Below are 15,402 nucleotides of genomic sequence, written 5' to 3' on the forward strand. Positions count from 1 at the left end.
AATTGGTAAAGAGATATAGATCAATTGCTTAGACTTCATCCACTTCTATAATTTATTGAAAATACAGTATAAGCTTATGCAAGATGTCGTGCTCATTCGACTTGAGTGCTAAAAGACTATATTCATACTCTATTTTAGATGAATGATCTCTATAAATTTCCCTCTATTATTTTATATAGAGGGTATTTTTATTCAAGAATAAAGCCACCTGTTTGACGTTGCCAAAGTTGAGCGTAAATTCCATTTAGAGCCACTAATTCATCATGTGTACCTTGTTCAACAATATGACCTTGATCAAGTACAATTAAGCGATCCATTTGTGCAATTGTTGAAAGACGATGTGCAATTGCGATAACTGTTTTACCTTTCATTAATTCATCTAAGCTACTTTGAATAGCAGCTTCAACCTCAGAATCTAATGCGCTTGTTGCTTCATCTAAGATAAGAATAGGCGCATCTTTTAGAAATACTCGAGCAATGGCAATACGTTGACGCTGACCACCTGAAAGTTTAACACCACGTTCTCCTACATAAGCGTCATAACCTTTTTTGCCACGCAAGTCAGTTAAATGTGGAATAAATTCTTCAGCTTTTGCTTTACGTACAGCTTCAAACATTTCTTCATCTGTTGCATTTGGACGACCATATTTAATATTTTCAGAAACAGTTCGATGCAATAAAGAAGTATCTTGCGTTACAAGGGCAATATTTTTTCTTAATGTATCTTGAGTTACATCTTCAATATTTTGACTATCGATTAGAATTTTGCCTTCATTTAATGTGTAAAAGCGAAGAAGAAGTTGAATAAGTGTGGATTTACCTGCACCTGAACGTCCTACAATTCCAATTTTTTCACCAGGTTTAATGGTTAAATTAAGGTGATCAATCACATTTTTATCGTTATATGCAAAAGTGATATTTTCAAAGCTAATTTCACCATTTTTAATGTTAAGTTCATGAGCATTTTCTTTATCTTGAATGCTAATAGGGCGACCAAGTGTTTTCATACCATCTTGAATCGTCCCGACATTTTCAAATAATGCAGATGTTTGCCACATAATAAACTCAGCAATACTATTTAATTTTAGGATCATTGCCGTTGCAGCAGCAATAACACCTAATTCAGCTTTACCAATTGTCCAAAGCCAAATAGCAGTTCCAAGTACACCAACATATAAAACAATACTGAGTAAGTTAATGCTTATTTCATACATTGTGCCTAAACGCATTTGCTTATAAACCGTAACCATGAACTCTTTCATAGAGGCTTTTGCATACTGACTTTCACGTCCAGCATGCGCGAAAAGTTTGACAGTTTGAATATTTGTATAGGCATCTGTTACACGACCAGTCATGACTGCTCGAGCATCTGCTTGTGCATGTGAAACTTTGCTTAATCGTGGAATAAAATAAAGTGCAGCACAAATGAAAAGTGTAAACCAAACTAAAAGTGGCACAATTAATAACGGTGAGATTGAACCTAAAACAATCATCATGGTGAAGAAATAGATAAATACATAGGCAAGTATATCGCCCAAAATAACCCAGAACTCACGTACTGCTAATGCAGTTTGCATAACTTTTGAGGACAACCGCCCAGCAAAATCATTATGAAAAAAATCTAAACTTTGTTGCAGAAGTAAATTGTGAAATTTCCAGCGTAAACGCATTGGAAAAGTACTATATAAAATTTGATGTTTAATAATTGATTGGAAATTTGCAAAGAATATATTGGCAAATAAAATAAAGGTTAAAATAGTTAAATTAGCTTGATGATTAGCAAGAAAGGTATCCGGCTGACTTTTACTTAGCCAATTCACTAAGTCGCCAATTTTTGCATAAAATAAAGCTTCAAAACTGGCAGCGCCAGCAGTACAAATAATTAATATAAATAAATAAGGACGTACACCTTTAGATGCCTGCCAGACAAAAGGGAAAAACTTTGTGGGAAGTGGCTTATTAAGTCCTTCATTTGGATAAGGATTCAATAGTTTTTCAAACCACTTCAACATATTTAAACTCACTTAGTTATGGAATCTTGTAAATCATGCTATTAGAAAACATGATCTAAGTTTATGAATGTCATTTTAGCATGAAAACAATAGCAACTATGGGATGGGGGAATATCTAGCATTTCATGTGAAATTTATTGTGTACACATGAATGTAACAATAAAAAAATATAAATTATTTAGAATTACTAACAATAAAAATTAAGTTTTATTCCCAATGAGAGATATTTATGAAAACTATAATTTCATTTTTTGTGATAAATGTATTGGCTATTACATCCGTAGTTTATGCGGATACAAATGTTAAAAGTAAGCTTTTTATTCAGAAAGATCATCAGAATACAATGCCAGATACCAATTCATCTAAAGAGAAAGTTGATTTTTTTGAGCTAGCTAAAAAAAATGAAGTACCGACGCCCACACCCAATTGGGATGCTTCTTCAACAGTTAATATGAGCGCTTATGACCGTGCACAATATTATATTGGTCAAAATGATATTGTAGGTTTAAATCAGGAAGTTAACTCTCAAAGAGCGCAAACATTAAATAACGCACTTAAACGAGGAGAGATCACAAAAAAAGAATATGATGCCCAAAGAAATAGTAATACTAATTTCATGATCCCTGGGCAAAAATCAAATAGTGCAGGTTTTACAATAGATTTTGATTAATTTTTTGAATGAGTTTGCCCTAAATTTAGAGCAAACTTATTACCACATTAAATCATCTGGAATAACATAAGCAGCATACGGGTCTTCTTCATCGGTTGTTGCTTCGTTTGTTTCAGAATTATTTACAATGATAAAACCTTCTAATTTGCTATTGATACGATCTGCAAGTGCTTTGGGTAAAAATGCATAACTTTCACCATCTTTAGCAATGACAAGGCTACCTGTAACCAAAGCATTATAAATTTGCTGGTTGATATATACTTTTTTAATCTTACTTTCATCAATAAATTGATAAACAACATCACCATCTGTATCACGGATTTTGTGCTGCTTAATCATTTGAACAATCGCGGCATGTAATTCTTTTTCTTGCAACGCGGCTTTTTTCTCTAATTCAATTGCTTGATCTTTTGCAAATTTTGCTTGTTTATCTTGTTCAATTTTAGCTTTGATTTCTACATCTGTGCTTTCACCTGTACGTTTTGCATGTACAGCTTGTTTAGATAGCTTTTTAGCTTTTTTATTATCGACTAAACCTGCTTTAAGTAGTTGAGCTTGAAGTGCATTTTTAACCATGAGAAATTAAGAACCTATAATTTATGTCGATAACGGAAATAAACGCCCCAGTAAATGATGCTTAAAATAAAACTTAAGCATGCAGGTACAAGGAAAGCATCTAATTTTAATCGTGGATAAATCGCTGCTGCGAGAATCCCGCCAATTAAAAAACCAATGAGAATGAATAAATGTAGCGTAATACGCTTTTTATCAACATCTAAACCACGAAGGAAGTAGCCTAAAACTAGACCTAAATCTGTAAGTACGCCAGATAGGTGGGTAGTACGAATGATTGTGCCTTTATAATGGCTAATCATTGCATTTTGCATACCCATCGCTACGCTTGCCCACAATAGCGCATATTGAGGGTAGTAGGGTAAAACTGCCCAACAGAAAAAAATAAATAATGCGACTAGGCTTAGTGGTAAACCATAACGGCGACTTAAGCTGAAATAGCTATTTGCTAAAATAAGCCCACTATAAAATGAGCCTATTACATAACAAACAATAATTAAGAATAAATAGAAAAGCTGTGCGAAATTCCAATCAAGAAGGGCTAAAGCGAACATACTGACATTGCCTGTCATATGTGAAATAGATTGGTGAAGCACAGTCACAAGACCAAGTACATTCACCATTCCTGCATTAATCGCTAGAAAAAAAGTCCCAAATTGTAGCCAATATGGCAAAGTTTGAAATGGCATAGCTCTCTAATTAAGTTAGCTTTTTAATAGCTTATCTTAAACCACGATCTACAGCTGCTGTAAATAATACGTCAGTCGAAGAGTTTAGTGCAGTTTCAGTTGAGTCTTGTAACACACTAATGACCATACCTACTGCAACAACTTGCATTGCGATATCTGTACTAATTCCAAATAAGCCACAAGCAACAGGAATAAGAAGTAATGATCCACCAGCAACGCCCGAAGCACCACAAGCAGAAACAGTTGCAACAACAGATAAAATTAGCATTGTTGTAAAGTCTACAGAAATACCTAAAGTATTTACTGTTGCTAATGTTAGAACCGTAATTGTTACAGATGCCCCAGCCATGTTAATTGCAGCACCTAAAGGAATTGCAACACTCGCAGTAGATTCTGGAACACCTAAACGTTTTGCTAAATCTAAGTTTACAGGAATGTTTGCAGCAGAGCTACGTGTAAAGAAAGCAGTAATACCACTTTCACGTAAGCATTGAAAAACCAATGGGTACGGATTAGATCGAGTCATAATCGCAACCATAAAAGGGTTAATGACCAATGCAACAAAGAACATAGTTCCAATTAATACAGCAAGAAGATGTACATAATTTGATAATGTTTTTAAACCTGCATCTGCAAACGTTACAGCAACTAAACCAAAAATACCTACAGGTGCAAATGAAATTACTAAGCGAATAACGCGGTTTACAGCATCGGCAGCATCTTTAAGCATTGTTTTTGTTGGATCTGAGGCATGGCGAAAAGCAATACCTAGAGCAACAGCCCAAGCTAAAATACCAATAAAGTTCGCTTCACTAATTGCTGTTACAGGGTTTGCTACAAAACTCAAAAGAAGGTTCTTTAAAATTTCAGCCAAGCTCCCTGGAGGTGCCATATCTGTTGCAGCAACTTTTAAGAATAATTCACTTGGGAATAGAATACTCACAATAACTGCACTTAATGCAGCCAAGAACATACCAACAGCATACATAACCATAATTGGCTTAATGTAAGCGTTACTGCTTCCGATTTTAAAGTTTGCAATAGATGCTAAAACCAAAACAAATACTAAAATCGGGGCAACCGATTTAAGTGCTTTAATGAATAAATCACCAAGTAGACTTAAATAATGTGCAGAAGTTGGGAAAACGATTGCAACGGCAACACCAAGAATAATGGCTAGAATAATTCTTTGTACTAAACTTAATCGCGTAAAAGCAGAAAACATAAGGGGGCCTTGTCAGAAACTACGAGGACATATATAAAATTAGTTGCGTATTTTATACCGAAAATAGATTTAGCTAAAAAAAAATTTCGATATAAAATATAAGCTCTTATTTTTACAGTCAAATTTTATTGTTTTACATCATATTTAAAAAAATATAACACCATTTTTTACTCTATTAAAAAAATAAAGCTTTTTTTATGAGCAGTAATTTACTCGATATTTACATCCTTGGAAAGTACTTGCATTGCTTTATAGTGAGTCAGGAAAACTTGTCCCTTCAAATATGTTAAAAGCTTAGAGTTTTCTAATTTATCCATAACAGGTCCTTTGATTTCGGATAGATTTAAGCAAATGTTGAGTTTTGCCAATTCTAGATTTAAGTCTTCTAGCATTTCTAATGCACTTAAGTCGATAGAACTAATACTTGAGCAATTCAAAACAACATGTTTTAAATTGTGATTTTTACTTACTTCATTAATTAGAAAGCCTTTAAGTGCATTTGCATTTAAAAAAGTTAAATTTTCATCTACACGTATAGATAAGATATGCGGGTTTGTTACCACATCATATCTTTGGATATTTCTAAAGTGATGTGTACCTTCAATTAAACCAATTACAGCAATATGGGGACGGCTAATACGCCATAGCATTAAAATAAATGTTGAAATAATCCCAATAATAAGACCGGTTGAAATATCAATACAAATTACACCAAAGAAAGTTACCCACATTGCAATACCATCGGCTTTGGAGTATTTCCATGTTTCAAAAAAAGGTTTGAATTCAACCAGTTTCCAAATTGATACGATAATTGTCGCGGCAAGAACAGCTAAAGGTAAATCACTAAAAAAGCCCGTAAAATATAAACTCACAACAATAATAAATAAAGATGAAAACACACCGGCCATTGATGTTTTTGCACCTGCATCGGCATTGACAACCGTTCTAGACAAACTACCTGTTACAGGAAATGAAGATGTTATACCTGCTCCAATATTTGCAAAACCTAAAGCAATTAATTCTTGATTACTATTAAGCTGGCTACGTTGTTGTAATGCTGTTGCTTGAGCAATAGCCAATGACTCGATAAAGCTGATCATTGCAATCATTGCCGCACCTGGAAGTAGTTTTAGAACTAAATCCCATGTCCAATAGGGCATATTTAATGGGGGAAAACCTGAAGGAATAACTCCGACCGTTTTAATGCCATAATTTTGCAAGTTTAGGAAATAAACCAAAGCAATAGAGAGAACAACCAAAAATAAAGGAACAGCACGTGATAAAAATTTTGAAGAACTAAAAAACTTACGCACTGTTTGAAGATTAAAAACTTTCGGTACAAAGATTAAAAATAAGATTGCACATGTACCAAAGACAAGGCTTTGTATATGAATATAAGAGTAGTAATTGAAAAGACTGCTCAGAAATTCAGGAATGTTGTTTGCATTTAACGGAACATTAAATAGGAATTTAAGTTGCCCCAAGGCAATTAAAAGTGCAGATGCAATAATAAAACTTTTGATTACAGGGTGGCTAATTAACTGAATTAAAAAACCGAATCGAAACAAACCTAGAAATAAAGAGATAATACCAACAAGCAAAGCAAGGAGGCATGCTGCTTGAATATAGACTGGAGAACCAACTTCAAATAATGGATTTAGAGTGGCAAAAGTCATCATTGAAATAATTGCGACAGGACCAATGGACAAGGTTGGGCTACTACCAACCATGGCATAAATGATCATTGGAGCAATACTGGCATAAAGCCCCATAACGGGCGGTAGACCCGCAAGCATGGCATAAGCCATTCCCTGTGGTACTAACATTGCAATGACAATGAGTGAAGATAACAAGTCCGACTTAAAGGCATCTTGATTGTAATGACGCAACCATGACCAAGCAGGTATTTTTTCAAGAAGTGTAGACTTGATATTTCGCATAATTTTTTTTAAATCACAAATTAATATATATTATGCACAAAAAAAGCTAAGAAATCTTTGAAAGATTTTCTTAGCTTTTTTTATTGAGAAAAATAAATAACTTAAGCGCAATATAAGTGATCGAGGTTTTTCAATAATTCCACGATTTTATGATCTTTTATACTATAAAAAATCTGTTTACCTTCTCTACGGGTTTGTACCGCATTACTTTTTCTTAAAACCATAAGCTGTTGAGATAAGGTGGGTTGGTTGATCTTTGTCACAAGCTCAATTTGAGAAACATTAAGTTCTGCTTTAGAAATATGACATAAAATGAGAAGGCGATCTGTATTCGCAATGGCTTTTAAAACACCGACTAAAATCTCGGAAGAGTTCTGTATAGAATGAATCTTTAACCCGCTGTTCATCACTATTCCCATGAAATAAAGGATTCTAGTATATGATGCTAGAACCCTTTATTCATGGGCATTTAGTCTAATTTTTAATGGGTATTTATTATATACTTACAAATTTTATTTATAAGTAAATGTGATAGCTTTATTAAAAAATAGTAAATAATATTATATGGAAACTTATTTTTTAGTGGCCTCTTTAAACTGTTTTAACTCTTTGTCTGAAAACTGATTGGATATATAAATGAGTTCTGTGAGTTGAGGGTTGTACCAAGAAAAGTAGTTTGAAGTTTTTATTTCAAATTCAGCAATCGGTCGAATAATAGGATGGCTCGAGATAAGTAATTGATGCTGTTTTAAGGCATTTACAAAGCTACGTAATGTTGCGCTATCAAAATAATAACCAGACTTAAAATCTTCATGAGTTGATAAGTTTTTTAATGCAGATTTAGCCATTTTCTCTAAAGTTTTTAAATCCAAATCAATATTTGAGCTATATTTCGGAATGAGTTGAGAAATAAGAACCATATTATTCAAGCTTAATTCAGAAAGTGCTGCCAATGTCATTACAATATTGTGCGTATCACTTGAAGATGGCTTTATTTTTCCATCTTGAATGTGAATCGCATTTAGCTCAGAGAGTTTTTGTAATATTTTATCAATTTCACGATCTAATTCACTTTCATCCCACTTTAAGAAAAACTCCTCTTTGAAGAATGGATAAAGTTGAGTGATGCGATGTTTAATTATGTTTGTTGAATCTATATCTGACTGGATTAAGGCGCAAATAAGTGACGGTAAAATAAAGCAGTGTAAAATGTTATTACTAAAATAACTCAGTAGAATTTTTTGGCTTTCTGTAACACGAACAAGTGTTTCATTATTTTCCGTATATATTTCGACTTGCTTTAATTTATGTGCATATTCAATAATTTCATCATCAGATAAGTCTGTAATAATCATACGTGCATCATATTTTAAGGACTTCAACAAATCTCTGAATAGACCAATTTGTTGACTTAATTTGTTTTGAGAAAGCGTATGATTTTCTGTATTCAGCAAAATTAATGAAATAATAGAAATAGGATTAATAACAACTGCTTTATTGATATTCTCTAAAATTTCATTTGCTGTCTGATCAACTGTTTGGGCTACAGCCTCAGGTAGTTCATCGTTTAATTTGAGTTTGATTTCTTCAGCATTATTGTCTTTCAATACGTCATTTAGAAGAATAGGTTCTCCGAAGTTCACATAAACTTGTCCAAACACTTTTTCAATTTTACGAGCTGAATTTAAAATCCCCCATAAAGATTCTGCTTCTTTAGGTTTTCCATTCAGTTCATTTAAATAAGAAGTGCCTTCCATAAGCTTTTCATAACCAAAATACGTAGGTATAAAAGCAATAGGTTTAGTTGAACCGCGTAAATGACTTTCAATAGTCATTGCCAACATGCCTTTTTTAGGTGGTAGCAATAAACCTGTACGTGAGCGACCACCTTCAATAAAGTACTCAAGAGGAGTGTTACGTAATAAAAGGCTATGTAAATACTCTTTAAACACTGATGAATAAAGTGCATTACCACTGAATGTACGGCGAATAAAATAAGCGCCACCACCACGCATAATTTGCCCAACAACAGGTAAATTTAAATTAATACCTGCTGCAATATGTGGAACCATTAAACCACGGTTAAAAATCACATAAGACAAGAGTAAATAGTCGATATGACTACGATGACAAGGTGTGTAGACAATTTCATAGTCTTTCGCAAGTTCACGTACAGTATCGAAGTTATGAACTTCAATGCCATCATAAAGTTGCGTCCAAAGTTTAGTTAATGCAAGCTCAGCAAAACGTAATGTTGAATATGAAAAATCGGAGACAATTTCGGTTAAATAACCTTTTGCTCGGTTTTCTGCTTCAAACATACTGACTTTTTTATCAATACTTTCTTTACGAATTGCTGTTTGTACAGCTTCCGTTTTCATTAGTTTATTAATTAGATTACGGCGGTCAGACAAGTCTGGACCTAAAATGGCTTCTTTATGTTTATTAAAATTTTCATCTAGCTCTTGAACAATTAAATGAGCAGGAGAGAAGTTGGGGTGTTCAGTTTTTGCTTTTTCAATGAGTTCGCGCAAAGAAAGTGCTTTATGAAACTCGATATAGTTATCGCGCCCATATAAAGAAATATTAATGGTTTGTTTTAGTTTGTTAGGTTTTGCCCAAGCATCTGCAAATAGTGCTTTAAACCATGAATTTTCATATTCAGGTGCGCGCCCCCACAATACAGTCACGGGGATAAGTTGAATATCGTATTCTGTATTTTTTTCTAAAGTTTCTATTAAGCGTATAAGTTTTGCTGAATAGTGATAATTTTCATCTGTTTGTTCTGTTTCGTTTAACGCTAGAATTGAATCGGATTCATTCAGTTTTGCAATTTCTAATGGAGAGAATAAAGAAGGTAACCCTCGCTCTAGAGCTTCTTTGTCTATAAGTACAGTGTTGCTAACAGAAGGATCTTCAATCACATAACAAATTTTTGTTTTATCTGAGCTTTGTGCAACATTTTGTTCAAGCTCGGCAGTATTCCCTAATACTTGAGGCGTCACAATTTTATCTAGAATTTTTTTTGTTAGATTGCGATAAATCTTACTATAGCGCGTGTTAGACATTGTGTTTCCTAAATATTATGACTACGTAGATAGTTATATCGCATTAAATTCACATGAAGCTTTTTTACTTATTTTTCTTATATCTATAAATGACACATACATGTGGTGAATAGATAAAGATACGATTTTAAAAGGCTTTAAGAAAAAATTTAATTATCATCTTGATATAACTACATAAGTTTAACCTTATATTGGGTTTTTATAGCGGTATTTCAATTTTAATAGCATAAAAAATCGAAGTCTTATTCATATTTAGTTGAAAGTTAATCACATTTTCTTGTAACTATTATGAGATAAATTTTAAGCTTCTATATTCATAAAGATGTATGATAATTTCATCTTATAGATTCAATAATGATATAGGAATTTAAAATGACAACAGATTCAGCATTCACAACTCCCGATAATCTTGGAATTGCAGTTTATAGCAATAACGCAGAAGCGATTGGTAACACGCCGTTAGTTCGTATTAATCGCTTAGCAAATGGTGCAACTGTTTTAGCAAAAATTGAAAGTAGAAATCCTGCATTTTCCGTAAAAGATCGTGTTGGTGCAGCACTGATTGCAGATGCTGAAAAACGTGGTGTTCTTAAAGCGGGTATGCATATTGTAGAACCAACAAGTGGAAACACGGGTATTGCTTTGGCTTTTGTTGCCGCAGCAAAAGGCTACGACATTACATTAACAATGCCAGCAAGTATGAGTGTTGAACGTCGTAAAGTATTAAAAGCTTTAGGTGCAAATTTAGTTCTTACAGAACCTGCTAAAGGTATGAAAGGTGCGGTAGAAGAAGCTGAACGTCTTGTTGCTGAAAATCCTGAGCTATACTTCTTGCCACAACAGTTTGCAAACCCTGCAAACCCACAAATTCATGAAGAAACAACAGGTCCTGAAATTTGGGCAGCAACACAAGGTAAAGTAGATATTCTTGTGGCAGGTGTAGGTACAGGTGGAACGATTACAGGTATTTCACGCTACTTTGAAAAAGTAAAAGGACAGGCACTTTATTCTGTTGCTGTTGAACCTGCAGAATCTCCAATTATTGGTCAAGCGAAAAAAGGACAAGACTTAACACCTGGTCCTCATAAAATTCAAGGTATTGGTGCAAACTTCATTCCTAAAAACCTAGATTTAGACTTAGTAGATGAAGTGATTGCCATTGAAAGTGCTGAAGCAATTGACTTTGCGCGTAAATCTGCAACTTCTGAAGGTTTGTTTGTAGGTATTTCAAGTGGTGCGGCTTTGGCTGCTGCTGCAAAATTGGCTGCACGTCCTGAAAATGCAGGAAAAACTATTGTTGTGATTCTACCTGATGCTGGTGAACGCTATTTATCTTCTGTTCTTTTTGAAGATATTTCAGCCGATTAATTCTACAAATAAGCTGTTTTAACTATAAGTAAGAACTTATCTTGTATAGGTTCTTACTTTTTTATAAGTATAAGATTAAAATAAAAAGTAAATTGTATATTTTTCACATTGAAAATAACGCTAAAAAGCAGATGATATAGGTCTGTGTTGTTATAAAAAAAAAGGAATTGGCTTAAGTGTTTGAACTCGATTGTAAGGTGCTCAATATATTCTTATATGTTTATAAGCATAAGAGTGTGTCTGTTGCTGCTGAACATTTAGGTATGAATCAACCTACAGTAAGTAATATTCTAAACCGTATACGTCAACACTATAACGACCCTTTATTTTTACGTATTGGTAATGAAATGGTGCCAACTGAACTTTCTAAGCAGTTGTTCCCACTCATTAGTGAAGCACTCAATAAAGTTGAAACGATTAATAATTTTAATGTTGCTTTTGATGAAACAACCTCTCAACAGCAATTTACTTTAGCTATGACTGATGTTTCACATTTGGTGTTATTACCTAAAATTTCACAATATTTGAAACAGTATGCACCGAATATTCGCTTAAATGTACGTCCAATCACAACTGAAACAACATATCAAATGGCCAATGGTGAAATTGATCTTGCACTAGGGTTCTTACCACATTTAGAAAATGGCTTTTATCAGCAAAAGCTATTTGAACAATATTATGTCGTGATTGCATCAAAAAACCATCCAAGACTAAAAGATGTTGATATTACAACAGCACAATATTTAAAAGAGTCGCATATTGATATTGATGCAGGTATTGGGCACTACCATATTGAAAATGAACTTTTAAATTTAGATTTGAAACGTAATATTTTAATGCGATTGCCAAGTTATTTAGGTGTGGGGTTAGTTGTACAAGAAACGGATGCTATAGCCACTGTGCCTTATTATTTGAGCGAAGTGCTTTTATCGCGTGGTAATTTACAAATTTTTAATGCGCCAATTTCTTTTCCTACATACGCAGTAAAACAATATTGGCATATGTCATGTCATCATAAAACAAGCCACCAATGGCTCCGTAAAATGTTCCATGATATTTTAGTAAAATAATCAGATGAACAACTTCTAAACATTTAAGTTTTTAACCAAAATATCTATTAGAAATGACAATGTGAAAGGAGTACATTTGCCTGAATTTATAGGATAAGTCATCTTTCATGGCGATCAGCTGGATTCTCTTCACATTAATGGCTGCATTTATGCAGGCATGGCGTAATGCTTTTCAAAAACAGTTGAGCACTTCAGTAGATGGCTATGGCGTAACACTTGCACGATTTATTTTTGCATTTCCAATTGCAGGTTTATATTTAAATTTTCTTTATACAGAACAAACAGTCACGGCACATGTAAGTTTTCATGCAAAATTTTGGATATTTGTTTTTATTGCAGCAATGAGCCAAATTTTAGCGACTATTTTATTAGTTCGACTATTTCGTCAAAAAAATTATGCCATTGGTGTTGGATTAGCTAAAAGTGAGGCTATTCTTGCTGCAATTATTGGTGTGATTTTACTGGGTGAGCATTTAAGTTTATTGGCTTGGCTAGGTGTATTTTTAGGTGCTTTTGCTATCTTTTTATTAAGCAAAGGAGGTATTCAAAGCACTAAATTCTCTTGGAGTACGCTCATTATTGGCACAGGTAGTGGTTTGTGCTTTGCGATCACATCTTTATTGGTACGCCAAGCCAGCTTACAACTTGATATGTTACCTGTGTTACACCGTGCAGCTTGGATTTTATTTACAATTACAGGTATACAATGCGCCGTACTTCTTGTCTTTTTAATGATTTTTAAGCGCTCAACGTTATGGGCAATGTGGGATCGTATAGGTCTAGTTTTTAAAATCAGTTTTAGTAGTTGTATTGCATCTTTAGGATGGTTTACCGCTATGAGTGTGCAATCTGTTGCGATAGTTACAACATTGGGACAAATTGAAATTTTATTTAGCTTACTTATTTCTGTTTATTTATTTAAAGAAAAATTAGTCTCTACAGATCATTGGGGGCTTTTATGGGTTGTTGTTGCTGCAATGCTTGTTATTTGGGCATAAAACCATGTAAAAAAAGCCTCAAATATGAGACTTTTTTATGAGCATAATAATGAATGATTTAATTAACGCGTAACCAAGTTTGGTCACGACCTAGTGCTGAAATACCAATATAACCACGACCTGTTAAGGTTTTTCCATCTGGTGCTAACTGTGCATTAAAGCTATAAGTTTTACCGTTTTTAGGGTCTATAATTTTTCCATCTTCATATCTGTTGTTACCTTTATTTTTTAAACCCGTAACAATTTGGGCACCTTGAAGAGGTTTATTCTGAAATAAGCCAACACATGTTACGCACTTAGCAACATCTTCAGGCACTAAAATTTGAATAATTTTTGCAGAGAGTATGCCATTTGAACTTTCATTAAATTGAACAATAGAAACCGATTTCTGAAGTTTATCATCAACAGTTTTCCATTTAGTTCCATGAAGTGGATCTGCTGCATTTGTTATATTAGACAAGATAAATATGCTTATTAATCCTAAAAATATTTTAATCATTTAAAAATCCCAATCCATTTGAGAAAGCTATTGTGTATACAAAATACACATAAAGTATGTGCTATAGAAGCTTAAATAAGTAGTTTTTTTGAAATGAATTTTTAATTTACGTTTTATCTTACACAATCCCTTTTTCATGTGATATTGGTATATATAAATCGAGTGTATTTTTATTTATAGCCATTTTAGAAGATTAAAAATTCTGGAGAATACCTATGCCAATACAAGTCTTAGGATATGCAGCACAAACTTCATCTAGTCCACTCGCACCTTATACATTTGAGCGCCGTGATCCGCGTGAAGATGATGTCGTTATAGATATTGAATATTGTGGTGTTTGCCATTCTGACCTGCATCAAGCACGCAATGATTGGGGATTTAGTACTTATCCTATTGTACCTGGTCATGAGATTGTAGGTCGGGTTACAGCATTAGGTGCAAAGGCGACTAAATTTAAAGTAGGCGATTTAGTTGGTATAGGATGTATGGTGGATTCTTGCCGTACATGTTCATCTTGTGATGCAGGCTTAGAGCAATATTGTGAAAATGGAAATACAGGCACTTATGCCAGTATTGACCGTCATGATGGGCGTACAACGTATGGTGGATATTCAAAAACAATAGTCTGTAGCGAAGCATTTGTACTCAAAGTTCCTGAAACCTTAGATACTAAAGCTGTGCCGCCATTATTATGTGCAGGTATTACGACATGGTCGCCATTACGTCATTGGAATATTGGTTCGGGTTCTAAAGTTGCCGTTGTTGGTTTGGGTGGCTTAGGACATATGGCAATTAAATTGGCGCATGCTTTAGGTGCAGAAGTTACATTATTTACTAGATCTGCCGATAAAGAAAAAGATGCGAAAATTTTAGGCGCACATCATGTTGTTCTTTCAACCGATAAAAATCAGATGAAAGAAGTACGTAATCAATTTGATTTAATTATTGATACTGTGCCTTATAACCATGATTTAAAACCTTATATCCCAACACTATCTTTAAATGGAACTATCGTTTTAGTTGGATATTTAGGTGAAATTAGTACAAATACCATTCCATTAATTATGGGACGTAAAGCTGTGGCTGGTTCTGTTATTGGTGGTATTGCGGAAACACAAGAATTACTTGATTTTTGTGGTAAGCATAATATTGTTTCAGATATTGAAATGATTGATATGCAAAGTATTAATGATGCATACGAACGTATGTTAAAAAGTGACGTTAAATATAGATTTGTGATTGATGTTAAAAGTTTTAATTAATAAATTATTTTAATTCAATAATTTATTA

13 protein-coding genes are annotated in these 15,402 nt (G+C 33.6%); 5 read left to right on the forward strand and 8 right to left on the reverse strand.

Going from position 1 to position 15,402, the window contains the following annotated elements:
* Positions 1-188: 188 nt before the first annotated feature.
* Entirely contained in the window at positions 189-2,012 is a 1,824-nt protein-coding gene (locus AC5YC8_RS06530; RefSeq protein ID WP_496163973.1) for an ABC transporter ATP-binding protein, read from the reverse strand.
* Positions 2,013-2,241: 229 nt separating this feature from the next.
* Between AC5YC8_RS06530 and AC5YC8_RS06535 the strand changes: the two genes are divergently transcribed.
* Complete coding sequence (locus tag AC5YC8_RS06535; RefSeq protein WP_496163974.1) at positions 2,242-2,682, forward strand: hypothetical protein; 441 nt, start codon at positions 2,242-2,244, stop codon at positions 2,680-2,682.
* A 39-nt stretch (positions 2,683-2,721) separates the two neighbouring features.
* Here the strand turns inward: AC5YC8_RS06535 and AC5YC8_RS06540 are convergent, their stop codons facing one another.
* From AC5YC8_RS06540 to plsB, 6 genes are all read right to left on the reverse strand, one after another.
* Entirely contained in the window at positions 2,722-3,258 is a 537-nt protein-coding gene (locus tag AC5YC8_RS06540; RefSeq protein ID WP_496117952.1) for a DUF2058 domain-containing protein, read from the reverse strand.
* A 14-nt stretch (positions 3,259-3,272) separates the two neighbouring features.
* A complete protein-coding gene (locus AC5YC8_RS06545) occupies positions 3,273-3,944 on the reverse strand; it encodes a YoaK family protein (RefSeq protein WP_496117950.1) in 672 nt (223 codons plus the stop codon).
* 31 nt (positions 3,945-3,975) lie between these two features.
* A complete protein-coding gene (sstT, locus tag AC5YC8_RS06550; protein WP_496117948.1) occupies positions 3,976-5,169 on the reverse strand; it encodes a serine/threonine transporter SstT in 1,194 nt (397 codons plus the stop codon).
* 209 nt (positions 5,170-5,378) lie between these two features.
* Positions 5,379-7,109: a SulP family inorganic anion transporter gene (locus tag AC5YC8_RS06555; RefSeq protein WP_496117946.1), complete on the reverse strand. Its 1,731-nt coding sequence runs from the start codon at positions 7,107-7,109 to the stop codon at positions 5,379-5,381.
* A 101-nt stretch (positions 7,110-7,210) separates the two neighbouring features.
* Positions 7,211-7,516 carry an ArsR/SmtB family transcription factor gene (locus AC5YC8_RS06560; RefSeq protein ID WP_496118043.1) on the reverse strand — a complete coding sequence of 102 codons (306 nt, stop codon included), beginning with the start codon at positions 7,514-7,516 and terminating at the stop codon, positions 7,211-7,213.
* A gap of 165 nt (positions 7,517-7,681) precedes the next feature.
* Positions 7,682-10,177 (reverse strand): glycerol-3-phosphate 1-O-acyltransferase PlsB, encoded by a 2,496-nt coding sequence (gene plsB, locus AC5YC8_RS06565; protein WP_496163975.1) that lies wholly within the window; start codon positions 10,175-10,177, stop codon positions 7,682-7,684.
* Between the two features lie 372 nt (positions 10,178-10,549).
* Between plsB and cysK the strand changes: the two genes are divergently transcribed.
* From cysK to AC5YC8_RS06580, 3 genes are all read left to right on the forward strand, one after another.
* Positions 10,550-11,545, forward strand: a complete 996-nt coding sequence (gene cysK / locus AC5YC8_RS06570; RefSeq protein WP_496117943.1) for a cysteine synthase A — start codon at positions 10,550-10,552, stop codon at positions 11,543-11,545.
* A 176-nt stretch (positions 11,546-11,721) separates the two neighbouring features.
* Positions 11,722-12,615 (forward strand): LysR family transcriptional regulator, encoded by an 894-nt coding sequence (locus tag AC5YC8_RS06575; RefSeq protein ID WP_496117942.1) that lies wholly within the window; start codon positions 11,722-11,724, stop codon positions 12,613-12,615.
* Positions 12,616-12,722: 107 nt separating this feature from the next.
* Positions 12,723-13,613 (forward strand): DMT family transporter, encoded by an 891-nt coding sequence (locus tag AC5YC8_RS06580; protein ID WP_496163976.1) that lies wholly within the window; start codon positions 12,723-12,725, stop codon positions 13,611-13,613.
* A 58-nt stretch (positions 13,614-13,671) separates the two neighbouring features.
* Here AC5YC8_RS06580 and AC5YC8_RS06585 read toward each other — a convergent pair whose 3' ends face one another.
* Positions 13,672-14,112: a DUF2147 domain-containing protein gene (locus AC5YC8_RS06585; RefSeq protein ID WP_496163977.1), complete on the reverse strand. Its 441-nt coding sequence runs from the start codon at positions 14,110-14,112 to the stop codon at positions 13,672-13,674.
* 215 nt (positions 14,113-14,327) lie between these two features.
* Here AC5YC8_RS06585 and AC5YC8_RS06590 point away from each other — a divergent pair, with 215 nt between their 5' ends.
* Complete coding sequence (locus AC5YC8_RS06590; RefSeq protein ID WP_496163978.1) at positions 14,328-15,374, forward strand: NAD(P)-dependent alcohol dehydrogenase; 1,047 nt, start codon at positions 14,328-14,330, stop codon at positions 15,372-15,374.
* Positions 15,375-15,402: the final 28 nt, after the last annotated feature.

This window comes from Acinetobacter sp. FY731 (assembly GCF_059515905.1).

What these genes read in the sequence shown, in the direction of transcription:
- AC5YC8_RS06590 (WP_496163978.1), top strand. Translation starts at nt 14,328, where the DNA reads ATGCCAATACAAGTCTTAGGATATGCAGCACAAACTTCATCTAGTCCA.
- AC5YC8_RS06540 (WP_496117952.1), bottom strand. Translation starts at nt 3,258, where the DNA reads ATGGTTAAAAATGCACTTCAAGCTCAACTACTTAAAGCAGGTTTAGTC.
- AC5YC8_RS06560 (WP_496118043.1), bottom strand. Translation starts at nt 7,516, where the DNA reads ATGAACAGCGGGTTAAAGATTCATTCTATACAGAACTCTTCCGAGATT.
- AC5YC8_RS06530 (WP_496163973.1), bottom strand. Translation starts at nt 2,012, where the DNA reads ATGTTGAAGTGGTTTGAAAAACTATTGAATCCTTATCCAAATGAAGGA.
- AC5YC8_RS06555 (WP_496117946.1), bottom strand. Translation starts at nt 7,109, where the DNA reads ATGCGAAATATCAAGTCTACACTTCTTGAAAAAATACCTGCTTGGTCA.
- AC5YC8_RS06585 (WP_496163977.1), bottom strand. Translation starts at nt 14,112, where the DNA reads ATGATTAAAATATTTTTAGGATTAATAAGCATATTTATCTTGTCTAAT.
- AC5YC8_RS06545 (WP_496117950.1), bottom strand. Translation starts at nt 3,944, where the DNA reads ATGCCATTTCAAACTTTGCCATATTGGCTACAATTTGGGACTTTTTTT.
- cysK (WP_496117943.1), top strand. Translation starts at nt 10,550, where the DNA reads ATGACAACAGATTCAGCATTCACAACTCCCGATAATCTTGGAATTGCA.
- plsB (WP_496163975.1), bottom strand. Translation starts at nt 10,177, where the DNA reads ATGTCTAACACGCGCTATAGTAAGATTTATCGCAATCTAACAAAAAAA.
- sstT (WP_496117948.1), bottom strand. Translation starts at nt 5,169, where the DNA reads ATGTTTTCTGCTTTTACGCGATTAAGTTTAGTACAAAGAATTATTCTA.
- AC5YC8_RS06535 (WP_496163974.1), top strand. Translation starts at nt 2,242, where the DNA reads ATGAAAACTATAATTTCATTTTTTGTGATAAATGTATTGGCTATTACA.
- AC5YC8_RS06580 (WP_496163976.1), top strand. Translation starts at nt 12,723, where the DNA reads ATGGCGATCAGCTGGATTCTCTTCACATTAATGGCTGCATTTATGCAG.